Raw genomic sequence first — 22,735 nt, 5'->3', positions numbered from 1 at the left:
GCCTCTAGTCTCCAAGCTCTGTGGCATAGCGGTGGCGGTGATGTTCGATGAAGCCGAGCCGCTCATAGAGCCCGATACCGGCGGTATTGGAGGCGATCACCTGCAAATAGGCGTCTGTGGCCCCATTCTCCGCGCCCCAGTGCAGCACTGCCCGTCCGAGCTGGGTGCCTAGCCCGCGGCGGCGCCACGCATCCTTGACCTCCACGGCGGAATAGCCCAGCCAGCGCCGCCCATCCGGGGATTCGGTGATGGTGGCACGGGTAATCGCCACCGTCTGCTCGCCCACGCGGATCCGGGCGAATCCCATGTGCCCCTCGATTTCTCGCATGAGTAGCTCCAGGGCGTGCACCGGCAGCGCCTGGCCGCGGAAATGATATTGCTCCAGCCAGGCCGCATCGGGCTGCTCCTCCACGCTCACCGTCATGCCCGCGGGGAGTGTCGGTGGAGTGTCGGTGTCGTAGTCGTTGAGCGAGCGGCTCATCACGATAATGTCCGGCCCCAGCTCCCAGCCGGGCGGCTGGCAGAGCCTTTCGGCGTTGCGGGCGATACGCTCCGGCAGGTGCACCCGCACCGGCAGCTCGTGGCGGGCATAAAACTCGCGGATCTCCGCCAGCGGCGGCAGGCTAAACCCGGCCGCCGCGCCCAGCGGGGTGGCGGAATTGGAGCGCTCGGTAATGCCATCGCCGGCGCGCATCAGCCACTGCCCGTCCTCGCTCCAGGCGTGCTCGATGCCCGGGAACGCGAGGGCGGTGGCGTGCTCGATGGCGCGGATATCGGAGTTCATCACCCGGCGCGGGCTGAGCACTTTCAGGATTTTCACCAGGGAAGCGTCGATAAGCACTGTCGGCGCAGAGGACGGCAGCCCGCCTACTGACTGGGGGCGCAGGATCAGCGGCTCTAGGCTCACCACATGCCCGATCACATCCGTCAGATGTCCGGGCGTGTTGGGGATGCGGCGGCGCACAATCACCCGATCGCCCACTGTGGGGGCGCGGCCACTAAAGGGGAAACTCAGCATTAGTTGTCGAAACCGAAGGGGTCGGGGTCGGTGCCGGGCAGCCAGGTGCGGCCCGCCTCCGTCCAGCCATTGCGCTTCACCATCTTCTTCGCGGCACGCTTATTCCGGCCGATGAGCATATCGGTGTAGACATAGCCATCGAGATGGCCCACCTCGTGCTGCAGGAGGCGTGCGAAGAAGCCATAGCCTTCTACCGCGATCTCCTTGCCGTTTTCATCGAGGCCGGTGACCCGCGCCCAATCGGCGCGGCCGGTGGGGAAACCCTCGCCCGGCAGGGAGAGACAGCCCTCATCCTCGGAGCCATCCTCGGCAGGCATGGTCTCCGGGATCTCGGAGGTTTCCAATACCGGGTTGATCACGCAGCCCACCCGAATCCGGCCGCCATCGCGGGCAATATCCGCCGCGGATTTATCGCTGCCCTCAGGGCCATCGATATCAGGGCAGCGGTAGACAAAGAGCCGCTTGTTCACGCCCACCTGATTCGCCGCCAGGCCCACCCCATTGGAGGCCACGAGGGTTTCGTGCATATCGGCAATGAGCTCGGCGAGCTCGCTCACCGGCTCGGTCACGGGCTCGGTGGGGGTGTGCAGGACGGGGTCTCCGTAGATCACAATCGGGCGAATCGTCATGCAATAGAGTGTAGACCCATGAGTCAGTTGAGTGAGCACGACAAAGCGATCCTGGAGTTGGAAAAGAAGCGCTTCGTGCAGTCCGGGCGGAAAGAGGAGGCCATTCGCTCGCTCGGCACCACCCCGGTGCGCTACTACCAGCGCCTGAATGAACTGATCGATCTGCCGCTCGCAGCCGAGCGCGAGCCACTGCTCATCGCCCGCCTGCGGCGGCTGCGGGAGCGGCGATCTTAAAACACTTTCAGCTCTACCAATAGTTCACGTTAAGATGGCAGGCGTGTCTGAGATGAACTACTCCCCCCACGAGTCCACCGAACACGATTCCGTGCTCGACGAGCGAGCCGCCGCCCATGCTGCCGGTTCTTCGCGCGGTTCCGAGGCGCCCATCCGCGGCCTAGCGATGATCCTCATCAGCGTGGCAGTGCTGCTGGCGCTATGGGGAGTCTTCACCCTCATCGATTCCGATGATCCCAATGACACCGTGGTGGCCGATCCCGGCTCCTCCAGCTCCGCAGCGCCATCCCCCGCGCCGAGCAGCTCCGCCGAGCAGGCCCCGCCCGCTCGCCCCGAGGGGGAGAAGCCGGCGGGTGACAAGCCGGCGGGTGACAAGCCGGCCCGCCCAGCAGGGCAGGGTACTGCGGTGGATCCGAAGACCGTGCCGGTGACCACCCTCAATAACTCCACCATCACCGGCCTGGCCGATAGCGTGGCGACGAAGCTGCGCGATACGGGCTGGAATGTGCGCGAGGTGGGCAACTTCGCCGACACCCCGCTGCCGGAAACCACCGTGTTCTTCACCCCGGGTAATGCCGATGAGGAGCGCGCCGCCCGCGCGCTCGCCGAGCAGCTCGGCGTTCAGGCCCAGCCGCGCTCGGAGGCTGTCGCCACCGCCCCGCAGGGCGTCGTCCTCATTCTCACCAAGGACCTCCGCACTCCTTAAAGTCGGCGATCTTTTCACCCTGTGGGCTCGTCCGCCTGCTGGAATCGAGTAGTACTTCACCATGACTCAGCCTTCGACAAGCTCACTGTCTGCCGGCGAGAAGCGCCGTTCTGTCTCCCACCACCAGAGCTTTAAACGCGGCGGCCCCCACACCCTCGGGGTGGAATGGGAGATCGGCCTGATTGATCCCGCTACCCGCGATCTGGTGCCCCGCGCCCATGAGGTGGTGGCCTATATCAACGAGCACTATCCAGAGGTGCACGTGGAGCGGGAGTTTTTGGCCAATACCGTGGAGCTGATTACCGGGGTGGGTTCCACCGTGCCCGAGGTAGTAGAGGAGCTGCGCTACGGGCTGGCCGCCTTGCAGGAGGCTGCCGAGCACCTGGGCGTGAAGCTCTGGTCGGCCGGCTCCCACCCCTTCGCGGACTGGCGGGAACAGCCCGTGTCGGAGAAGGGCCCCTATTCCGAGATCATCGAGCGCACCCAGTACTGGGGGCGGCAGATGCTCATCTGGGGCCTGCACGTGCACGTCTCCGTGGAACACGAGGACAAGGTCTGGCCGCTGATTAACGCGCTCATGACCACCTTCCCGCATCTTCTGGCCCTGTCGGCCTCCTCCCCGGGCTGGAATGGGCTCGACACCGGCTATGCCTCCAATCGGACGATGCTCTATCAGCAGCTGCCCACCGCGGGGCTGCCCTTCGTCTTTGACACCTGGGAGCAGTGGTCGGAGTACATGGAGGATCAAGACACCTCCGGGGTGATTAGCCACACCGGCTCGATGCACCTCGATATCCGCCCTGCCGGCAAGTGGGGCACCATCGAGGTGCGCGCCTGCGATGCCCCCTCCACGATCACCGAGCTCGCTGCCCTCGTGGCGCTCACGCACACCCTGGTGGTCTATTTCGACCGCCAGCTCGATGCGGGCGCGGAGCTGCCGCAGCTGCCGCTCTGGCACAACGCGGAAAACAAGTGGCGGGCCGCCCGCTATGGCATGGATGCGCTGGTGATCACCGGCCGCAACACCGAAGAGGAATGGGTGCGCGACTCGTTGCGCGGAATTATCACCACCCTCCGTCCGCTGGCCGCGGAGCTGGGCTGTGCTGAGGAGTTCGCCGAGCTCGAACGTATGGTGGATCGCCCGGCAGCCTATGCCCGGCAGCGGGCCATCTTTGAGGCCAGCGGCGATTGGAAGGACGTGGTAGACCTCAGCATCGAGGAACTCTACCGCGGTCGCCCCTAGCCTTCTGACTGCTCCGAGCACCCCCGCTGCTCCTTGCGGCGGCGCTGCTCTTCCTTCTGCCGCTGCTGTTCCTTCTCCCGCTCCTTGCGCTGCTTCTCGGCGGGCTCGTCGCTGGTCAGCAGCTCGGCGTCATAGAGCTTTTCCTGCCGTGCGACCCTGCCGAAGCGCTGCGCCACCACCGGCGCGGTGAGCAGGGCGAAGAAGATCACCAGCACCATGGCGGTGATATCGCCGCGCTCTGCGGAGCCGAAATCTTCAATAGCGATCACCCGCAGAATCGCCCCGAGCATCACCAGGATCAACCCGAGGGTTTGGGGTTTGGTGATGGCGTGCAGCCGCTGCATGGTGTCGCGGAAGCGGGCGAGGCCGAGGCTCGCCGAGAGCGAGAGCAGGGCGCCGAAGGTGAGGCACACAAAAGAGGCGATCAACAGGGCGGAGGTCATCGGCGGGCGTCTCGCTTCCGGAATCGGGTGACGGCCACGGTGGAGATGAAGCCGAGCAGCGCCAGCACCATCATGGCGTTCGACACGGTGGTGTCGAGGGTGTAGCAGATATACAGCGCCAAGGCCGCTTGGGACATGGCCACGATCGCATCGAAGCTGAGCAGCCTGTCCAGAGAGTTCGGCCCCACGAGGATCCGCCCCAGCGCGATGAGCGCCGAGACCGAGAGCATGATTGAGGGGATGATGAGCAGGGCGGTGTAGAGATCATTATCCACGAGGGCTCACCCTCTCCTTCTGCGTCCCCGTTGTCTGCATATTGCTCTCGAAGATGGCGATCAGCCGCTTCTCCAGGGCGCGCACGCTCTCCTTGGCGGCCGCGATCGCGGCCGGGGAGCGGCCATCGAGCACGTGATAGACCATGCGGCGATTGGCCACATCGAGATCACAGACCGAGCCACCTGGGGTGAGGTTCAAGATGGTGGCGGCGAGGGCAAAAACGAACTCGTCTTGGACGCGCATGGGCACATAGACAATCGCGGAGCGCGGCGGCTCACTGGGGCGCAGCGCAATCCATGCCACCCGAGCGGAGGAGACCACCAGATCCCCCACGAAGGCCCCGGCCAGCCGGAGGAGCTGCCACCAGGCGATGCGGGACCACGTCATGGGCACGCTCGGTAGCGGCAACAAGACCGTCACAGCTAGGCCGATGCCGAGGCCGGCGAGAATATTGCCGGGGGTGATCTCGCCATAGAGCATCACCCAGATCACGGCCAGCACCACCACGGAGAGCGGCCGGAAGCGGCGTTTGAATCCTTCGATCATCACTGGCCTCCTTGGAGTGCGGGCTGGCGGCCCGGATCATCGTTCTTCATGTCATGGCCGAGCACGGCGCTGCGATAGTTCGCCAGATCCTGGGTGGACTCCGCGGCGCGGGTGGTCACCTCGGACAGCGGCCCGGCGAGCACCGTGATGGCCAGTGAGGCGGCCACCAGCAGGGAGGTGGAGGCCACCATGCCGCTGGGCATCCGGCCCACATCGGAGCGCTCGGTGATCTCGATGGTGTCGGTGCTTTCGATCAGCGTGGTGGGGCGGGCAAAAGCCTGGTTGCCCTCGGGGGCATCGGAGCGGTCGCGCCAGAAGGCCTTGGACCACACCATCGCCATGGTGTAGAGCGTGAGCAGGCTGGTGAGCACTGTGCCACCAATGAGTAGCCACACCAGCGCCCCGGAGCGGGTGGCGCCGGCCTCGATGAGCAGCACCTTGCCCAAGAATCCAGAGAAAGGCGGGATGCCACCCAAGTTGAGGGCGGGGATGAGAAAGAGCGTGGCGAGCACCGGCGAGGTCCAGGCCAACGAGCCGAGCCGCCGCAGCGAGGAGGAACCCGCCTGGCGTTCGATCAGCCCCACCACCAAAAACAGGGCGGTTTGCACCAAAATGTGGTGCACGGCGTAGAAGATCGCCCCGCTCAAGCCCTCTGCGGTGCCGAGGGCGATGCCGAAGATCATGAAGCCGATGTGGCTGACCAGAGTGAAGGAGAGCAAACGCTTGATGTCGTTTTGGGCCATCGCGCCGAGGATGCCGAAGAGCATGGTGAGCAGCGCCGCCCACATCAGCAGGGTATCGAGGCTGCCATCGGGAAACACCACGGAGCGCATCCGAATGATGGAGTACACGCCCACCTTGGTCAGCAGCCCCGCGAACACCGCAGTCACCAAGGCCGGGGCGGTGGGGTAGGAGTCCGGCAGCCAGGAGTAGAGGGGAAAGACTGCGGCTTTGACTCCGAAGGCCACGAGCAGTACCGCGAAAATGGCGGTGCGCACCCCAGAGGGCACCTCCTCCATGCGGATGGAGATATGCGCCAGGTTTAGGGTGCCCACGGCGGCATAGGTGAGGGCGATGCCGATGAGGAAGATCACCGAGGAGAGCATGTTCACCATCACATAGGCGATACCGGCGCGGATACGTTCCCGCGCCGCGCCGAGGGTGAGCAGCACATAGGAGGCCACGAGGAGTACCTCGAAGCCCACATAGAGATTGAAGAGATCCCCGGCGAGGAAGGCGATATTCACGCCCATGCTCAACAGCAGATAGGCGGGCAGGAACACGCTCACCGGATCTTTCTCCGAGCCATCGCGCATGCCCTGGGCGACGGCAAACCACATCACCGCCAGCAGCACCAGCGAGGAGACGGTGAGCATCAGGGTGGAGATGCGATCGGCCACGAGGGTGATACCGATGGGTGCATCCCAGCCGCCGATTTGCAGGCTCTGCACCCCGGCCTGGTCCACGTAGACCACCATGAGGGTGCACAGCGCCAGTAACAGAATAAAGGTGCCCATGGCCACCACGTGCTGCACCCGCCGGCTGGAGAGCAGGTGGATGAGCGCGGTGGCGATCACCGGTAGCAGAATCGGGCCTGGGATTAGATAAGGAAACAGCGGCGCGAGGGTATCCATCACTGCTCGTCTCCTTCTTTTTTGCCTTGGCCGTGCACCGGCGCCTCGAAGCTGGAGGGGCCGAAGAGATCGCCGCGCTCCGTCGGCTCGCCGGTGAGCGGATCATCGGAGGCGTCGTGGTCCGGCGCGGCCGAGGCGGCCAGCGGCCGGGTGGCCACGGCGGTGTCCTCGGTGTCATCCTCCACTAGGTCGGCGGTGCCATAGCGATACTGCCGGTAGGCGAGGCCGAGAATGAAGGCGGTCATCGCCATGGAAATCACGATGGCGGTGAGGATCATCCCTTGGGCGAGGGGATCGGAGTCGGCGTCGTCAAGCGCCGAGCTGCGCCCCATAATCGGCGGCGCTCCCGCGGGGCCGCCGGCGAGCAAAATCAGCAGATTCACGCCATTGCCCATGAGAATCAGGCCCATGAGCATTTTGGTCATGGCGCGTTCGAGCAGCAGGAAGGTGCCCGCCGCCACCAACACCCCAGCGGCGAGGACGAGTGAGAGATTAACTACCATGGCGCGCCATCTCCTTCCTAGCGGTCTCCTTCTTCACGGCCTTGCGGCGGCGGCTGCGCTCATCGCGATCCAGCTGCCCGCCCAGCGATTGCAGAATGTAGAGCACCAGCCCCACCACGATGAGATACACCCCGAGATCAAAGATCAGCGGGCTCACCAGGTGCATCTCGCCGATCAGCGGCACATGCAGATCCAGCACATAGCTGCGCAGCGGGGCATCGCCGAGCAGCAGCGGGGCCACGGCGCTTATCGACGCCAACCCCAAGCCACTACCGATGATCTTGCCCGGATCCACCGGCATGGTCTGCTCCAGCTCCTCCGGGCCGCCGGCCAGGTAGCGCAAGGCAAAGGCCAGCCCCGCCACCAGGCCGCCGGCGAAACCGCCGCCCGGGGCATTATGCCCAGCGAAGAAAAAGAACACGCTGAGCACAATCATCGCCGGGAAACTCAGCCGGGTCGCCGCCTCAACCACCAGGGCGCGGTTACGTTCGCGCTCATGCGCGCCGGGGGCGGACAGCCACTGCCCGCCGAAGGTGCTCTCGTGGAGCACCGGCCGCCGCGAGACGCGGGAAAAGCTGCGGGTGCGATAGACCAGCGAGGCCACGCCGGTAGCCACAATCACGATCACGGAGATCTCGCCCAGAGTATCCCAGGCGCGAATATCCACCAGCAGCACGTTCACCGCATTGGCGCCGTGGGCGATGTCCTTGGCTAGGGCGGGGATCGCCTCGGAAATCGGGGCCACGCTGCGGGCGTTCATGGCGAAGACCCCCACGACCACGGTAGTCATGCCCACCGCGGCGGCCAGCCACGCCCGGCCGCGCAGATACCCGGTGCGGGTGCGCGCCGAGGTTTCGGCCGGCAGCTTCCGCAGCACCAGCATGAACACCACCATGGAGACGGTTTCTACGAGCAGCTGGGTGAGCGCGAGGTCCGGGGCGCCATAGGTGGCGAAGATCAGCGCCAGCCCATAGCCGGTCACCCCCAGCAGCACCACCGCGGAGAGGCGGTTATCCATCCGGGTGGTGGCGATGGCCACCACAATGATGATCAGCGCCAGCACTCCCTGCACCGGGGTGTCCCAGAGCGTCATGCGGACATTGGTGCGCTCGCCCAGCAGGATTGCCACCATGGGCAGCACGCAGAAGGTCAAAAGAATCACGGCCTCGTTGATGGGCAGCGAGCCGCGCTGCGTATTCGCGGTGATGCGCAGCGACAGCCGCCGCAGCGTATCCAGGGTGGAATCATAGGCGGCATCCGCCGAGCCCAGCGCGGGCTTGTCGAAGTGGAAGCGCTCGAGGGTTTTGCGCTGCCAGTGCATGATCGCACCGGCGGCGATAATCACCGCGGTGAGCAGCAGCGGGATGCCGAAACCATGCCACAGCGCCAGCTCGCCGGAGGGGGCGACGGCGCGCATCTCGGCGTCATCGTAGACGGTGCCCGCGTGAATGCTGATCGCCTGATCCAGTAGCTCTGGGCGCAGCCCGAAAAACAGTCCCGCCAGGGCCAGCACCAGGGGCGGGGCCCATTGGGTGAAGCTCAGCGTATCCATGGTGGCCACCGCTGGGGAGATGCCGCCGCCGCTGGGATGATCGGGGCGTTTGCGAAAGAAGGCGGCGTGGAAGAAGTACAGGGTATAGGCCACGGTGAGCACCGAGCCCACCACCAGTCCCAGCAGGGTGGTCTGGCCGGGTAGCCCCACCAAGAGTGGCTCGTGCAGCAGGGTCTCGAACACCGCCTCTTTGGCCACGAAGCCGAAGAAAGGCGGGAGGCCGGCCATGGAGGCCCCAGCGAGGGCGGCGATCAGCGCCAGCCCGGGCTTCTTCCGTCCCAGCCCAGAGAGCTTATTTTTATTGCGGGTGCCAGTGCAGTGGTCGATGGCGCCCACCACCATGAACAGAGTGGCCTTGAACATCGAGTGCGCCAGCATCAGCGCCAGGCCGGCGATGAGCGCTGCTTTCGCGCCCACGCCCATCACGGTGATGATGAAGCCCAGCTGGGAGACGGTGCCATAGGCCAGAATAAGTTTCAGGTCCTTTTGTCGTAGCGCCATCCAGCCGCCGAGCAGCATGGTGAAAATGCCGAGCGGCAGCACAATCAAGTGCCAGGCGGTAATGCCATTGAGCGTGGGCGAGAGCCGCGCCACCAGGTAGATGCCGGCCTTCACCATCGCCGCCGAGTGCAGATAGGCCGATACTGGGGTGGGGGCGGCCATGGCACCGGGCAGCCAGAAATGGGCGGGGGCGATCGCGGATTTACTGAGCGCCCCAGCGAGAACGAGGGCCACGGCGGCGCCCATCCACGCCGCATCCGGCCCGATACCGTGACTAACCAGACCAGAGAGCGTCCATTGCCCCGAGCGGGTGCCGAAGACCACGATGCCCACCAGCATCGCCAGCCCGCCGAGGGAGGTGACCATCAGCGCCTGCCCGGCAGAGCGGCGGGAGGAGGCGCGCTCGCCGTAGTAGCCCACCAAAAGGAAGGACAGCACGGAGGTGATCTCCCAGAACACGTACATGAGCAGCAGGTTGTCGGAGATCACCAGCCCGTACATGGCCATACAAAAGGCCACCATGCAGCCGCCGAAGGTGGCGAGCCGGCGCGGGTTGGCGTTGAAATAGCCCCAGCAATAGAGCAGCACGAGGGCGCCGACGCCCAAGATGATGAGCGCAAAGAGCGCGGAGAGGCTATCGAGGCGGAAATCGAGGTCTAGGTGCGCGCCGCTCATCCACGGAATCTCGGCGGTGCGGGTGGTGGGTTCCGGGGTGGTGAAGAAGGTGGTGAGCACCCACCAGAACCCGGCGGCGGGAACCAGTGCGACCACGCCAAAGGCCGGCCGCCCCAGCACCCGCAGGAGCGCGGGCGTGAGCAGCGACGCGGCAATTAAGCTAAGGAGCAGAAGAAGCACACATCCACCTCATCTAGTAGAGGAAGCAACGTGTCTCATTCTAAACGAGAGCGTCACCGGCCCTGATCCGCGCCTTTTTAGCCGTGCAGGCGGCCAGCAGCCGTGCTCAGCGCGGCAGCGATGGAGGCGTCCCGGGTGGGGCCGAATCCCATGGCCCAGGCGCGCTTGTTGTTCTCGCAGGTGTAGATGAAGGTGACGGTGGCTTCGAAGATTTCGAACTGGTGGTAACTGAGGATCTCGACGCGGCGGCCCATATCGGCCAGTAGGTTGGTCACAGCGGAGCAGGCGCCGGAGGCGATGATCTCACGGGTGGAGTCGATGCGGGCACCGGAGCTGGTGTCCGTGATGTGGGCGGTGTAGCGATAGCGGCCGCCGCGCAGGTTCTCACTATCTAGGTGAGTGATGCGCATATCGCCCAGCGGGGCGTAGGTGGCGGCGAAGGTGCGCCATTCCATGCCGCGAGCCTCCTCGCGCAGACCGCGCGGCAGGCGGTGGCCGAAACGGGCGCGGAAGGGGTCCTCAGCAAAAGTGCGGGAGGTGGTGCGCTCTGCAGGGATCGGGGTGTGAGTGCTCGCCGGGGTAGGACGGCGGTGGTACTCGATGATGGTGGAGCGCTGAGACTGGGGAGCGTAGGTGGTGGGCATGATGCCGGATCACATTCCTTTACAACGGAGCGAAAAACAACGGTGTGAAGGACTGAAAATTTCATCGCCTACGATGAGGCGGTTCTGGGGGGGGGCTAACGACTACTGCCTTGTGCGGAGGTTTCAGTCCTCGCTGTGCGCTCCTCCGCCAAGGTGCGTAGCCTTCAGTACTCGTACGCCCTTGAGTCCGGCGGCTCGAAGGGCCACGCTCTCACGGGGTGCGCGTGCGTTCGCGGCTAGGGCGCGAAGGCTGTGTGCTTGGCGGATGATCATGTGGGGCATAGTAAGCCGTGTCACATGACGGTGGCAAATGTTAGTCAGACGTAGAATGGGATGGGGGTACCCACAGGGTGGGATGGCGTGGTCGCGTCTCGGTCCCTGTGGCCCCTCGTCCGGCCGCGCTTTAGCGGCCGTAGTTCTGCAGGAAGAGCGTCTCTGCAACGGCGATGGAGAGGATCTCCTCCGGATCGACCGACTCATTGGGGGAGTGAATGGTGCAGGAGGGCTCCTCCACGCCGAAGAGGGCGATCTCGGCCTCGGGGAACTTCTCCTGCAGCTTCGAGGTGAGCGGAATTGAGCCGCCGGAGCCAATCACCACGGTCTCCTTGCCCTCATAGGCTGCAGAGAGGGCCTCGCCAAGCACGCTGAGCGTGGTGCTTTCCGGGGCGGTGGAGAAGGGCGAATTCACGTCAAAGACGCTGATGTCCACGTGCGCGCCCCAGGGGGTGTGGTTGATCAGGTGCTGCTTCAATGCCTCGGCAACCTCCGCGGAGTCCAGTCCGGCCGGCACACGCAGGTTCAGCTGCGCCTCGGCGGTAGCGGGCACGGCATTAACGGCCTCGCTCACCGGGGTGGAGGTGAAACCGATGATGCTCACGGCGGGACGCGCCCAGAGCATATCTGCGGGGCTATCCTCCTCGGTGCCCATGATGTGGGTGCCCTCGAGCATGCCGGCGTCGGTGCGGAAGGTCTCGCGGTCATAGTCCATGCCCTGCCACTTCGCGGTGCAGTCCACGCCCTCGATCACGGTGCGGCCATGCTCATCGCGGAGCGAGTCCAGCATGCGCATGAGCGCGGCCACCGCATCCGGTGCGGCGCCGCCGAAGGAGCCGGAGTGCACGGCCGTGGCGAGGGTGTCGACCTTCACGTTCAGCAGTGCCCCGCCGCGCAGCGAGGTGGTGAGGGTGGGCACGCCCACGCCGGCGTTACCGGAGTCCGCGATGAGAATAGCATCGGCGGCGAAAAGCTCGGGGCGTTCGTCGATAAGCGCATCAAGGCCGGCGCCACCGCGCTCCTCGGATCCTTCAATAACCACCTTGATATTGCAGGACAGTCCGCCGATCTCTGCGAGGGTGCGCAGCACGGCGAGGTGCATTACCAGATTGCCCTTACAGTCCGCGGCGCCGCGGGCGTACCAGCGGCCATCGCGCTCGGTGAGGGTGAACGCATCCGAGGTCCAGGAGCTCGGGTCGCCGGCGGGCACCACATCATAATGGGAATAGAGCAGCACCGTGGGCGCGGAATCATCGATCACCTTGGTGCCGATGAAGGTGCGCGTGCCGTCGATGGTGTCATAGGCGGTCACGTCCAGCCCGTGCTCGCACAGGGCGTCCAGCACCCAGTCGCCAGCGGCGGTGTGCTCCTCCTTGAGCTCCTCCACGCTGTGCACAGAGTTAAAGGAGCAGAGCTCGGACAGATCGGAAAAAATACGGCTTTTTTGCTTCTCGACGCTTGCTCGCGCCGCAGTAGGTGTAGTCATGGTGACCAGCGTACGCGGCACCCCGGTGCTCTTGCACTCAATAGGGTAGAGTGCTAGAACAGGTCTTAGCACTTGGACATTTCGAGTGCCAGCCTAGAACAAAGAGACAACGATAAACGCGGGTGAAGTTGGCATAATCAACACTCACCAACTGCAGCCGTCGCGGGCGCCCGCCGATATCGACGCTTGAGTGTCGTCCCTTAACTTGTATATAAGGAGCACTAAAACAACATGGCAAAGATCATCGCTTTTGATGAGGAAGCACGCCGTGGCCTAGAAAAGGGCCTGAACACCTTGGCTGACGCCGTGAAGGTGACCCTCGGCCCCAAGGGCCGCAACGTGGTTCTGGAGAAGAGCTGGGGTGCGCCGACCATTACCAATGACGGCGTGTCCATCGCGCGCGAGATCGAGCTCGAAGAGCCTTATGAGAAGATCGGCGCCGAGCTGGTCAAGGAAGTTGCGAAGAAGACTGACGATGTCGCCGGTGACGGTACCACCACCGCTACCGTGCTGGCCCAGGCTCTCGTCTCCGAGGGTCTGCGTAACGTCGCCGCTGGTTCCAACCCCATGGGCATCAAGCGCGGTATCGAGAGCGCCGTGAAGGCCGTGACCGAAAAGCTGCTCGAGGGTGCTAAGGAAGTAGAAACCCAAGAGCAGATCGCCGCGACCGCCGGCATCTCCGCTGCGGACCCCGCTATTGGCGCCAAGATCGCCGAGGCTATGTACGCCGTCGGCGGCGGCAAGCTGAACAAGGAATCCGTCATCACCGTCGAGGAGTCCAACACCTTCGGTGTGGATCTCGACGTCACCGAGGGTATGCGCTTTGATAAGGGCTACATCTCCGGCTACTTCGCTACCGACATGGAGCGCCAGGAAGCCGTCCTCGAGGATCCCTACATCCTGCTGGTCTCCGGCAAGATCTCCAATATCAAGGATCTGCTGCCGCTGCTGGAGAAGGTCATGCAGTCCGGCAAGCCGCTGCTCATCATCTCCGAGGATGTCGAGGGCGAGGCCCTGTCCACCCTCGTGGTGAACAAGATCCGCGGCACCTTCAAGTCCGTCGCCGTGAAGGCCCCGGGCTTCGGCGATCGCCGCAAGGCCATGCTGCAGGATATGGCTATCCTCACCGGCGGCCAGGTCATCTCCGAGGAGGTCGGCCTCTCCCTCGAGACCGCCGACATCCCGCTGCTGGGTACCGCCCGCAAGGTTGTGGTGACCAAGGACGAGACCACCATCGTTGAGGGTGCCGGTTCCGCCGAGCAGATCGAGGGTCGCGTCAACCAGATTCGCGCCGAGATCGAGAACTCCGACTCCGAGTACGACCGCGAGAAGCTGCAGGAGCGCCTGGCCAAGCTGGCCGGTGGCGTGGCAGTGATCAAGGTCGGCGCCGCCACCGAGGTGGAGCTCAAGGAGCGCAAGCACCGCATCGAGGATGCCGTGCGCAACGCCAAGGCTGCCGTGGAAGAGGGCATCGTTGCCGGCGGTGGCGTGGCCCTGCTGCAGGCCGCCCACGTGCTGGACTCCGACCTGGACCTCAGCGGCGACGAGGCCATCGGCGTGAAGATCGTGCGCGCCGCACTCTCCGCTCCGCTGAAGCAGATCGCCGAGAACGCCGGCCTAGAGCCGGGCGTGGTGGCCGATAAGGTCTCCAACCTGCCCGTCGGCGAGGGCCTGAACGCCGCTACCGGCGAGTACCAGAACCTCATGGAGGCCGGCATCAATGACCCGGTGAAGGTCACCCGCTCTGCGCTGCAGAACGCTGCCTCCATCGCGGCTCTGTTCCTCACCACCGAGGCCGTCGTGGCCGACAAGCCGCAGCCCGCTGGCTCCGGTATGCCGGACGCCGACGCCATGGGTGGCATGGGCGGCATGATGTAAGCATCACCGCTCACACGCACTAACAAGCCTCAGATCCCGCACGGGTCTGGGGCTTGTGTGCTGTGCGCTAGCATCGGCAATCATGAACGCACCACGCATGAGGGTATCCATCGTGTCCGCGGGAGCAGTGGGCACAGCCATCGGGGAGAAGCTCGCCGCCGTCGGCCACCGCGTCGATTACACGGCCGCCCCCGCCACGGCGGCGGAGAACGCCCAGCTGCTGGTGCTCGACGTTGCCGATAGCGACCTAGAGGCGGCGGTGGCCGAGCTCCTGCCACACGTGCAGCCGCGGCAGATCGTGCTGCACACCGCCGCCAGCCACGGGGTAGGGGTGCTGCAGCCGCTGGCCGAGCGCGGCGCGCTGACCATCGCCGCTCATCCCGCCATGATCCTCACCGATACCACCGCCGCTGCGGCGCGCCTCGATGGCTGCGGCTGGGGTGTGAGTACGCGCGATGAGCTCGCCGCTACCGTCGCGGAACTCCTCATCACCGAGATGAATGGCCATGCCATCGCCATCGCCGAGCAGCAGCGGGAACTCTACGCCGCCGCCATGACCCACGGCTCCCACCATGCGGCGGCGATCGCTGCCCAGACCGCCGAGCTTCTCGAGCAGTGCATGGACGTCCCCACGACTCAGGGCGCACAGCTGCTCAGCGAGCCGCTCATGCAGCACAGCATGAGCCTCGCGCTCAAGGGAGCATTCGTGCCCGCCGCCCCTGCGGATGCCGCCACCGTAGAGCGCCAGTTGGCTGCCATCGGCGCTGGTCCAGCCCGTGACAGCTATGTGGCCTTAACCCGAGCGCTCGCGGCGCAGAGCGCTCCGGCAGCGGTGTGGGAGGTACTCGAGGCGGCGTCGACAAGCGAAGAAAAGGATTTCCGCTTTTGTCCAACGCAGCCGCGATCTCGGGACTAGACTGATTGGTATGGCTGACAAGAAAAAGAAGGATGAAGAGCTGCCCGTCATCGACCTTGCGGCAACCGAGGGTTATTACGTTGATGACTCGGATGAGGATGATCCGGTACTCGTTAAGCCCGATGGCAGCCCGGTGGATACGTGGTTTGAGAACTATCCCTATGACGACCGGATGAGCCGTGATGAGTACGAGCACGTCAAGCGCGCTCTCCAGATCGAGCTCTTGAAGTGGCAGAACTGGACTAAGGACACCGGCCAGGCGCACATCATTCTTTTCGAAGGCCGCGACGCCGCTGGTAAGGGCGGCACGATTAAGCGTTTTAATGAGCACCTCAACCCTCGCGGTGCTCGGACTGTGGCCTTAGAGAAGCCCTCGCCGCGCGAGTCCACCTCCTGGTATTTCCAGCGTTATATCGAGCACTTCCCGTGCGCCGGCGAGATCGTATTCTTCGACCGCTCCTGGTACAACCGCTCCGGTGTGGAGCGCGTGATGGGCTTCTGCACCGAGGCGCAGCACGCCGAGTTCCTCCGCGAGGTGCCCATGCTGGAGAACATGATCATGGGCTCCGGTATTTCCCTGACCAAGCTGTGGTTCTCCGTGACCCAGAAGGAGCAGCGCACCCGCTTCGCGATTCGCCAGGTCGATCCCGTGCGCCAGTGGAAGCTCTCGCCGATGGACCTCGCATCTTTGGATAAGTGGGATGATTACACCCGCGCCAAGGAGGAGCAATTCCGTTACACGGACACCGATGAGTCGCCGTGGATCACCATTAAGTCCAATGACAAAAAGCGCGCCCGCATCAACGCCATGCGCTATGTGCTGAGCAAGTTCGAATACACCGGCAAGGATCACGAGCTGGTGGGCGAGCCCGATCCGCTGATCGTGCGTCGCGGCCGCGATCAGATCGGGGACTAACCCCTATTCACGACACCAGGCGCCACCTGTCGGTGGCGCCTGTGGCGTTTCTCGAGTGTTTCTCGAGGGCCGGCTCAGCGGGTCTGTGGTTCGATCGGATTGCCCTGCCAGCGGGAATGGGGCGGCACCTGATCGCCGCGCATCACCAGCGAGGCTGGGCCCACGGTGGTGCCTTCGCCGATCGTGCTGGCGGGCAGCGCCACGGAGTGCGCCCCCAAGGTGGCCCCGTCGCCAATGCTGACGGTATCGAGGCTCATCACCCGGTCTTGGAAGAGGTGGGTCTGCACCACGGTGCCCGGCCCCACAGTGGCCCCGGCCCCCACATGGCAGAGATCCGCCTCGGGGAACCAATAGGACTCGATCCACGCGCCGCGGCCAATATCCGCCCCGAGGCTGCGCAGGCACAGCGAGAGCGTTCCCGTGCCGAGAGCGTGGGTGAGAATCCACGGCGCCGCCACTGTTTCCACGAAGGCGTCTTGCAGCTCATTGAGCCACACAAAGCGGCTCCACAAGGGATGGTCCTCGGCGCGGATGGCGCGCACGCACAGCCATTTCATCGCCGCGGTCACCGCCATGGCCACCGCCCCGGCGGCCATGAGTAGCAGCCCGCCGCAGAGAACGAGCACCACCGCAGCGCCCGGGCCCAGCGCGAGCAGCAGGGCCTGCAGCGCCGCCGCCACTGCCACCGCGAGTGTCGCCGAGGTCATTGGGGCTAATAGCCGCAGGGTTTCCACGACACCGCGGCGCGCTTTGAGCGAGGTGGGTGGATCATAGGTCACGGTCGTGCCCCCGCCGGCGCAGGCCTCGACGCGGCGCATGCGCTCGGGCGGGGAGCCCCACCAATTGGATCCTGCCTTCGGCTTCTTCGGCGTGGAGGACAGCACCGCCACCAGGGAGTTCTTGCTTAGCTTCCGTCCGGGTCCAGTCACACTGGAGTTGCCGAGGAAGCTTCTCTTGCCCACTTTGCAGCGATCCACATACAGCCAGCCGCGGCCGAGTTCATAGCTGGCGATGGAGGTGTCATCGGCGAGAAAGGCGCCATCGCGCACCTCGGTGAGGGCGGGGATCATCACGGCGGTGGATACCTCGGCATCAGTGCCGATGCGGGCGCCGAGACTGCGCAGCCACACGGGGGTGAGCTGCGCGGCATAGAGCGGAAAGAGATAGTGGCGGGCATCGTCCATGAGTCGGTGGATGGTCCACGCCCGCCAGCCGCCCACCGAGCGCACCGGCACCACCCCGGGTGTTAAACCGAGCTGGAGCGCGCGTACCAGCACCCAGATCTCCACGGTCAGGGCGGCAAATGCCACCAGTGCCCCCAGCGGGGCGGCGGCGAGGGCCATCAGCACGGTGGAGACAGAGCCAGGCGCGAGTTGGGTAGCGCCTGCCACCACGGTCGCACCACCAGACAGGGCCAGGATGGGCACGAGTCCAAGGAGTAGGGAGGTGAGATAGTACACCGGCACCCAGCGGGCATTGCGCGGCGGCGGCGAATCCGGGAAGTCATCCTTCGGCTTGCCCACCTTTCGGGCCGGCGAGCCCGCCCAGCGGGACCACTTCTTCACCTTCTTATCGCCGGTCACACACGATCCCGGCTCCACCTGGGCGCCTTCGGCGATGCGGGTGCCCGGCAGCAGCACCGAACGGGCGCCCACCCTGGCATAGGCGTCGATGCGCACCGGGCCCACGTGCAGGGTATCGCCATCGAGCCAATAGCCGGATAGCTCTACCTCCGGCTCCACACAGCAAAAATCGCCGAGGCGCAGCAGCCCCGTGACGGGGGCGGGGGTGTGCAGGTTCACGCCCTTGCCCACGCGGGCGCCCAGCATGCGGGCGAAGCTCACCGTGAACGCCGCCGAGGAGATCGACCGGGCGCCACAGACATCCGCTACTCGTTCCGCCGCCCAGATGCGCAGGTGCACACTCCCGCCGCGCGGATAGTCCCCGGCCGTGATGCCGCGGGTGAGCAGCCGAATGATGCCGGCCGCAAGCGGCAGTCGTCCCAGCGGAGTGAGAAAGACCAGCGCGCACAGCAGCGATAGCTGCCAGGGCACCGGCACCGCCCAGTCCACCAGCGGCGTCCCGCTCGGGAGGGAGAGGAGGGTATTGATAATGAAGAGCCAGCTCACCCACTGGGCGGCCCGCAGCGCCATCACCGGGATCTGAATGAGCTCTTGGGCTAGGCGGCTGCGGCGAGACACCGGGGCGCAGGCGCGCCGGGAGCTGGTGTCCTCCGGCACCGGGGTGCCGAGGCTGTCGAGATAATCGGCGAGCGCCCCGAGGCGCGGCCGGTCATAGAGATCCCGTACGGACATGGTGGGGATGCGTTCACGGATCCGGCCCACTAGGGTGGCGGCGGCAAGCGAGGTGCCGCCTAAGGAGAAGAAGTCCGCCTGCGGCCCGTCCACGGCCACGCCGAGCACGTCTACCCACACGGTGGCGAGCCAGCGCTCGGTCTCGCTCATGCCCTCGCTATGCACGGTGGCGCTCGGCAGCGGCCAAGGCAGGGCGCGCTTGTCTACCTTGCCGGCGGTGGTGACGGGCAGCTCCTCCATCACATGCATTCTGGGCACCAGCGCGGCGGGCATGAGCTCGGCGAGCCGTTGCTGCGCCCGCGCCATATCGAATCCGGCGGCGGGATCGTCGAGGGAGACATAGCCCACCAGCACGGAATCACCGCCTCCGGTCTTTTGCACCACCACCGTGGAGGAGCGCACATTCTCCACGCTGGACAGCCCCGCATCCACTTCGCCGAGTTCGATGCGGCGGCCGCCGATTTTCACCTGATCGTCTATACGGCCCACAAAATACAGGCCGTCTTCTTCTAGGCGCACGTGATCGCCGGAGGCATAGGCCCGCTCCCAGCCGAGGGCGGGCAGCGGGGCGTATTTTTCGGCGTCCTTGGCTGGGTCGAGATACCGAGCCAGCCCCACGCCGCCGATGATGAGCTCGCCCACTTCGCCGACAGCCACCGGCTCGCCAGCGCTATCGACCACCGCCAGATCCCAGCCATCCAGCGGCAGCCCGATACTCACGGGCCGGCCGGGTTGGAGCTGGGTGCCGCAGGCCACCACCGTCGCTTCGGTGGGGCCATAGGTATTCCACATTTCGCGCTGCGAGGTGGCGAGCCGCTCGATGAGCTCCTGGGAGCAGGCTTCGCCGCCGACGATGAGCAGGCGCACATTATCTAAAGCCTCATCCGGCCACAGCCCAGCGAGGGTCGGCACGGTGGAAACCACGGTGATGCCGCGGCGAATCAGCCACGGCCCGAGGTCCATTCCGGAGCGCACCAGCGAGCGCGGGGCCGGCACGAGGCAGGCGCCGTGCCCGAAGGCCAGCCACATTTCCTCGCAGGAGGCGTCGAAGGCCACCGAGAGTCCAGCCAGCACGCGGTCCTCGGGGCCGAGCGGGCCGCCCGGGGAGTCCACAAGGAACCAGCGGGCCTCGGCGTCCACGAAGGCGGCGGCGCTGCGATGCGTCACGGCCACCCCCTTCGGGGTGCCGGTGGAGCCGGAGGTGAAAATGATCCACGCATCATCGTCCACGGTGGGCGGGCCGGGCGGATAGGCCTGTGGCAGCGGCGTGACGAGTCGCAGGCCCGCGGCGTCGATAAGCGCATCGATATGCGCCTCGCCAAAGACCAGCGCGGCACGCTCGGCGGGATCATCGGCGTCCACCGGTACGTAGGCCGCGCCGGCCAGCAGCGTGCCCAGAATGGCCACATAGAGCTGGGCGCTTCCCGACGCCATCTGGATGCCCACCCTGGCGCCGCGGCCAATACCGAGAGCCTGCAGCTGCTCGGCGGTGGCACGAACCTCGGTCATGAGCTCCGCATAGGTGAGTACGGTGCCGTCGTCGATAGCGGCAGCCTGCGGATGGGCGGCGGCGGTGGCGCTGAGGATATCAATAAGTGTGCGCGCCTCGGGGGCGCGCACACGGGCACTATATTGGGGCAGCAACACGCCGATTAGTCCTCGTCGGAGGCCTCGGCGGCCATGATGGCCTTGGCCAGTTTACGGAGGTGCTTGAGCTGCTTATTCGTGGATTCGTCCAAGGCGCGATCCTCGGCTGCAGCCATGATCTCGGCGAGGTGATCGCGGGCCTTAGTGCCCTTCTTGGTGGTGGTGACGATCTGGCGGCGGCGATCCTGTTTATCGCGCTCGCGCTTCACCCACTTCTTTTCTTCGAGGGCGTCGATGAGCCGCACCATATCGGAGGCGTCCATGGAGAGGATGTCGCAGAGCTTGGACTGGCTGGAGGCGCTCGCCGTGGCGAGACAGCACAATACCCAGTACTCCCGCAGGTTGGTGTTTTCTTCCTGCAGCGCCGCCTCGACCTCGTCGCGGGTGCGTCTGCGGAGCCGTTCTAATTGAAAAGAGGGGGATTCAAGCAACATCTGGGGGAGGTCAGGATGTATGGCCATAGCCACAAGTGTAGCCAACCGAACCTAAAAAAGGGCGCATAGCAGCAAAAAGGAGCCGGCCCGCCCCCTTCGATCTCCACTTCGAAGGGAGGAACCGACTCCTCATACCTGATCCTAGACAGATCACATCTGTCATACAAGAATGCTCTACTTGCCGTAGCGCTCCACGGAGTCCTGCAGGATCTTCTCGGCCTCGGCCTTGTTGCCCCAGCCGGAGCCCTGAACTTCCTTATTAGGCTCGAGATCCTTGTAGTGCACGAAGAAGTGCTCGATCTCCTCGCGCAGGGACTGCGGCACATCCTCGATATCCTGGATGTCGTCCCAGCGGACATCGTCGATCACGCAGAGCAGCTTGTCATCGCCGCCGGCCTCATCGGTCATCTTGAATACGCCGACGGGGCGGGCTTCCACGATCACGCCGGGGAATACGGGCTCGGGCAGGATCACCAGCGCGTCCATGGGGTCGCCATCCTCGCCCAGGGTGTGGTCAATGAACCCATAGTCCAAGGGGTAGGCCATCGGGGTGAACAGGTAGCGGTCTAGGTACACCTTGCCGGACTCGTGGTCCACCTCGTACTTATTGCGGGAGCCCTTGGGAATCTCGATGGTTACTTCAACAGACATGGTGTGAGCTGCAGCCCCTTTCGGCTGGAAACGTTCGGGTTGTTCATACTGCGACCCTCTGGAGGGTCTGCTCCTATCGTAGCGTGGCCTATAATCGCTCGGGTACGTGCGGCGGATAAGAGTGCGCATAGGAGTTAAAGGGAAGAGATGTCTGCGAAGGCGAAGAGTTCTAAGACGTGGTGGGTCACCTCCATCGTTGTGGCCGGCGCCGCGGTGGGCTCCATCGCTGGGGTGGGCATCGATGCCTATGTGACCGAGCGCGGTCTCAGCCACCCCGAGGTGGTGAGCGCGCACGCCGTGACGGGAAGTTTCCGCGCCGCCGAGCCGAGCACCGAGGTAGACAATGGGCAGCTGGGCGCCCAGGTGGCCGAGCTAGCCAGCGATCCGCGCCTGGGCTCTTTCGCCGGGGTGCTCACCGACACCACCACGGGCGAGCAGGTGTGGTCGCTCAACCCCGATGAGCAGATGCGACCGGCCTCCGCCACCAAGCTGCTCACTGCCGCGGCCGCGCTCATCGCGCTGGGCGAGGATGATCGGCTCAGCACCACCGTTCACGATGCTGGCGAGGGCACCGTGGTGCTCAAGGCCGCGGGCGATGTGATGCTCAATGACGCCATGCTCGACCAACTCGCCGCGCAGCTCTCCGGGGTTCCGGTGGAGGCCGTGGCCATGGACACCTCCGTGTGGCCGGAGGAGGAATTCAGTTCGAAGTGGAATAAGAGCGATATTGGTGGCGGCTATATCGCGCCCATGCAGCCGATGATGCTCAATGGCGCCCGCATGGGGGCCGACTCTGGCGATGTGCCGCGCTCCACCACCCCGGCGGAGGATGTGGCCCACGTCCTGGCGGAGAAGCTGGGCGTGGAGTTTGTAGGCACCGCGGAGGCCACCGGCCCGACCTTGGCGAGCGTGAGCTCCGAGCCGCTGGCGGTGCGGCTGCACACCATGATGGTGCATTCGGACAATGTGATGGCCGAGGCCTTTGGTCGGGAGGTGGCGGTGCACACCGGCTATCCCGCCACCCAGGATGGCTCCCGCGACGCCACTCTGGCGGTGCTGGCGGAGCACGGTATCGACACCAGCGGTATGGATATGGTGGACAATTCCGGTCTGTCCCAACAGAATGCCATCTCCACGGCCGCCTTCGCCCGGGTGCTCACCGCGGTGGCCAGCGACCCCGTGCTGCGACCGCTGCTGGATACCTTGCCGGTGGCCGGCGGCGAGGGAAGTCTCAGTTCCCGTTTCGGCGGCAGCCCCGGCGAGGGCTGGGTGCGCGCCAAGACGGGCACGCTCACCGATACCGCAGCGCTCGCGGGGCTGATCCCCGCCGAGAATGGCCATAGCTATGCTTTCGCGTTCATCTGCAATGATGCCTCCATCCTGCCGGCGCGCGCCGCGATGGATGAGATTGCCTCCTCGATCCGTTCCTTCTAGC

General features: G+C 65.3%; 20 protein-coding genes. 7 read left to right on the top strand and 13 right to left on the bottom strand.

What is annotated here, in order from left to right; translation table 11 throughout:
• Positions 1-4 precede the first annotated feature (4 nt).
• Positions 5-1,018 (bottom strand): GNAT family N-acetyltransferase, encoded by a 1,014-nt coding sequence (locus tag GBB11_RS10075; protein ID WP_151549977.1) that lies wholly within the window; start codon positions 1,016-1,018, stop codon positions 5-7.
• Positions 1,018-1,647: a peptide deformylase gene (locus GBB11_RS10070; protein ID WP_151549978.1), complete on the bottom strand. Its 630-nt coding sequence runs from the start codon at positions 1,645-1,647 to the stop codon at positions 1,018-1,020. The genes GBB11_RS10075 and GBB11_RS10070 overlap by 1 nt, the downstream gene beginning before the upstream one ends.
• Positions 1,648-1,665: 18 nt before the next feature.
• On the opposite strand from GBB11_RS10070, the gene GBB11_RS10065 reads away from it, so the two are divergent.
• The 3 genes from GBB11_RS10065 to GBB11_RS10055 all read left to right on the top strand — a co-directional run bounded on the left by GBB11_RS10065 (position 1,666) and on the right by GBB11_RS10055 (position 3,830).
• Positions 1,666-1,881, top strand: coding sequence for a DUF3263 domain-containing protein (locus GBB11_RS10065; RefSeq protein WP_151549979.1), 216 nt, complete (start codon positions 1,666-1,668; stop codon positions 1,879-1,881).
• A gap of 52 nt (positions 1,882-1,933) precedes the next feature.
• Entirely contained in the window at positions 1,934-2,587 is a 654-nt protein-coding gene (locus GBB11_RS10060) for a LytR C-terminal domain-containing protein (protein WP_225979260.1), read from the top strand.
• Between the two features lie 61 nt (positions 2,588-2,648).
• A complete protein-coding gene (locus GBB11_RS10055) occupies positions 2,649-3,830 on the top strand; it encodes a glutamate--cysteine ligase (protein ID WP_151549981.1) in 1,182 nt (393 codons plus the stop codon).
• On the opposite strand, the gene GBB11_RS10050 is transcribed toward GBB11_RS10055, so the two are convergent.
• From GBB11_RS10050 to GBB11_RS10015, 8 genes are all read right to left on the bottom strand, one after another.
• Positions 3,827-4,273 carry a monovalent cation/H(+) antiporter subunit G gene (locus GBB11_RS10050; protein ID WP_151549982.1) on the bottom strand — a complete coding sequence of 149 codons (447 nt, stop codon included), beginning with the start codon at positions 4,271-4,273 and terminating at the stop codon, positions 3,827-3,829. The two genes, GBB11_RS10055 and GBB11_RS10050, sit on opposite strands and share 4 nt — an antisense overlap.
• Complete coding sequence (locus GBB11_RS10045) at positions 4,270-4,548, bottom strand: monovalent cation/H+ antiporter complex subunit F (protein WP_151530177.1); 279 nt, start codon at positions 4,546-4,548, stop codon at positions 4,270-4,272. Before GBB11_RS10045 ends, GBB11_RS10050 begins: the two co-directional genes overlap by 4 nt.
• A complete protein-coding gene (locus tag GBB11_RS10040) occupies positions 4,541-5,095 on the bottom strand; it encodes a Na+/H+ antiporter subunit E (protein ID WP_151549983.1) in 555 nt (184 codons plus the stop codon). The genes GBB11_RS10045 and GBB11_RS10040 overlap by 8 nt, the downstream gene beginning before the upstream one ends.
• Positions 5,095-6,729 carry a Na+/H+ antiporter subunit D gene (locus GBB11_RS10035; protein ID WP_151549984.1) on the bottom strand — a complete coding sequence of 545 codons (1,635 nt, stop codon included), beginning with the start codon at positions 6,727-6,729 and terminating at the stop codon, positions 5,095-5,097. Before GBB11_RS10035 ends, GBB11_RS10040 begins: the two co-directional genes overlap by 1 nt.
• Entirely contained in the window at positions 6,729-7,232 is a 504-nt protein-coding gene (locus GBB11_RS10030; protein ID WP_151530180.1) for a Na(+)/H(+) antiporter subunit C, read from the bottom strand. Before GBB11_RS10030 ends, GBB11_RS10035 begins: the two co-directional genes overlap by 1 nt.
• The gene (locus tag GBB11_RS10025; RefSeq protein WP_151549985.1) at positions 7,222-10,140 is read right to left on the bottom strand and encodes a Na+/H+ antiporter subunit A; all 2,919 of its coding nucleotides are present in this window, start codon (positions 10,138-10,140) and stop codon (positions 7,222-7,224) included. The genes GBB11_RS10030 and GBB11_RS10025 overlap by 11 nt, the downstream gene beginning before the upstream one ends.
• A gap of 77 nt (positions 10,141-10,217) precedes the next feature.
• A complete protein-coding gene (locus GBB11_RS10020) occupies positions 10,218-10,784 on the bottom strand; it encodes an acetyl-CoA acetyltransferase (RefSeq protein WP_151549986.1) in 567 nt (188 codons plus the stop codon).
• A 403-nt stretch (positions 10,785-11,187) separates the two neighbouring features.
• Complete coding sequence (locus tag GBB11_RS10015; protein ID WP_151549987.1) at positions 11,188-12,543, bottom strand: dipeptidase; 1,356 nt, start codon at positions 12,541-12,543, stop codon at positions 11,188-11,190.
• Between the two features lie 231 nt (positions 12,544-12,774).
• On the opposite strand from GBB11_RS10015, the gene groL reads away from it, so the two are divergent.
• The 3 genes from groL to ppk2 all read left to right on the top strand — a co-directional run bounded on the left by groL (position 12,775) and on the right by ppk2 (position 16,253).
• Positions 12,775-14,421, top strand: a complete 1,647-nt coding sequence (groL, locus tag GBB11_RS10010) for a chaperonin GroEL (protein WP_151549988.1) — start codon at positions 12,775-12,777, stop codon at positions 14,419-14,421.
• A gap of 82 nt (positions 14,422-14,503) precedes the next feature.
• Positions 14,504-15,337 (top strand): DUF2520 domain-containing protein, encoded by an 834-nt coding sequence (locus tag GBB11_RS10005; RefSeq protein ID WP_151549989.1) that lies wholly within the window; start codon positions 14,504-14,506, stop codon positions 15,335-15,337.
• 10 nt (positions 15,338-15,347) lie between these two features.
• Entirely contained in the window at positions 15,348-16,253 is a 906-nt protein-coding gene (gene ppk2, locus GBB11_RS10000) for a polyphosphate kinase 2 (RefSeq protein ID WP_151530189.1), read from the top strand.
• Positions 16,254-16,327: 74 nt separating this feature from the next.
• Here ppk2 and GBB11_RS09995 read toward each other — a convergent pair whose 3' ends face one another.
• The 3 genes from GBB11_RS09995 to GBB11_RS09985 form a co-directional block, all read right to left on the bottom strand.
• Positions 16,328-20,215: a Pls/PosA family non-ribosomal peptide synthetase gene (locus tag GBB11_RS09995; protein WP_151549990.1), complete on the bottom strand. Its 3,888-nt coding sequence runs from the start codon at positions 20,213-20,215 to the stop codon at positions 16,328-16,330.
• Positions 20,216-20,220: 5 nt separating this feature from the next.
• Positions 20,221-20,676: a MarR family winged helix-turn-helix transcriptional regulator gene (locus GBB11_RS09990; protein ID WP_151549991.1), complete on the bottom strand. Its 456-nt coding sequence runs from the start codon at positions 20,674-20,676 to the stop codon at positions 20,221-20,223.
• A 147-nt stretch (positions 20,677-20,823) separates the two neighbouring features.
• Positions 20,824-21,300 carry an inorganic diphosphatase gene (locus GBB11_RS09985; protein ID WP_151549992.1) on the bottom strand — a complete coding sequence of 159 codons (477 nt, stop codon included), beginning with the start codon at positions 21,298-21,300 and terminating at the stop codon, positions 20,824-20,826.
• Between the two features lie 147 nt (positions 21,301-21,447).
• Between GBB11_RS09985 and dacB the strand changes: the two genes are divergently transcribed.
• Positions 21,448-22,734 carry a D-alanyl-D-alanine carboxypeptidase/D-alanyl-D-alanine-endopeptidase gene (gene dacB / locus GBB11_RS09980; protein ID WP_151549993.1) on the top strand — a complete coding sequence of 429 codons (1,287 nt, stop codon included), beginning with the start codon at positions 21,448-21,450 and terminating at the stop codon, positions 22,732-22,734.
• Position 22,735: the final 1 nt, after the last annotated feature.

Origin of the sequence: Corynebacterium sp. 74A (assembly GCF_008930665.1) — a bacterium.
Lineage (GTDB): Bacteria > Actinomycetota > Actinomycetes > Mycobacteriales > Mycobacteriaceae > Corynebacterium > Corynebacterium megadyptis.
This window is presented reverse-complemented; position numbering and strand designations above follow the sequence as displayed.

Coding starts and splice junctions, on each gene's coding strand:
- GBB11_RS10040 (WP_151549983.1), bottom strand. CDS start 5,095: ATGATCGAAGGATTCAAACGCCGCTTCCGGCCGCTCTCCGTGGTGGTG.
- ppk2 (WP_151530189.1), top strand. CDS start 15,348: ATGGCTGACAAGAAAAAGAAGGATGAAGAGCTGCCCGTCATCGACCTT.
- GBB11_RS10060 (WP_225979260.1), top strand. CDS start 1,934: ATGAACTACTCCCCCCACGAGTCCACCGAACACGATTCCGTGCTCGAC.
- GBB11_RS10065 (WP_151549979.1), top strand. CDS start 1,666: ATGAGTCAGTTGAGTGAGCACGACAAAGCGATCCTGGAGTTGGAAAAG.
- dacB (WP_151549993.1), top strand. CDS start 21,448: ATGTCTGCGAAGGCGAAGAGTTCTAAGACGTGGTGGGTCACCTCCATC.
- GBB11_RS10055 (WP_151549981.1), top strand. CDS start 2,649: ATGACTCAGCCTTCGACAAGCTCACTGTCTGCCGGCGAGAAGCGCCGT.
- groL (WP_151549988.1), top strand. CDS start 12,775: ATGGCAAAGATCATCGCTTTTGATGAGGAAGCACGCCGTGGCCTAGAA.
- GBB11_RS10050 (WP_151549982.1), bottom strand. CDS start 4,273: ATGACCTCCGCCCTGTTGATCGCCTCTTTTGTGTGCCTCACCTTCGGC.
- GBB11_RS09985 (WP_151549992.1), bottom strand. CDS start 21,300: ATGTCTGTTGAAGTAACCATCGAGATTCCCAAGGGCTCCCGCAATAAG.
- GBB11_RS10075 (WP_151549977.1), bottom strand. CDS start 1,018: ATGCTGAGTTTCCCCTTTAGTGGCCGCGCCCCCACAGTGGGCGATCGG.
- GBB11_RS10015 (WP_151549987.1), bottom strand. CDS start 12,543: ATGACTACACCTACTGCGGCGCGAGCAAGCGTCGAGAAGCAAAAAAGC.
- GBB11_RS10035 (WP_151549984.1), bottom strand. CDS start 6,729: ATGGATACCCTCGCGCCGCTGTTTCCTTATCTAATCCCAGGCCCGATT.
- GBB11_RS10020 (WP_151549986.1), bottom strand. CDS start 10,784: ATGCCCACCACCTACGCTCCCCAGTCTCAGCGCTCCACCATCATCGAG.
- GBB11_RS10005 (WP_151549989.1), top strand. CDS start 14,504: ATGAACGCACCACGCATGAGGGTATCCATCGTGTCCGCGGGAGCAGTG.
- GBB11_RS10030 (WP_151530180.1), bottom strand. CDS start 7,232: ATGGTAGTTAATCTCTCACTCGTCCTCGCCGCTGGGGTGTTGGTGGCG.
- GBB11_RS10070 (WP_151549978.1), bottom strand. CDS start 1,647: ATGACGATTCGCCCGATTGTGATCTACGGAGACCCCGTCCTGCACACC.
- GBB11_RS09990 (WP_151549991.1), bottom strand. CDS start 20,676: ATGGCCATACATCCTGACCTCCCCCAGATGTTGCTTGAATCCCCCTCT.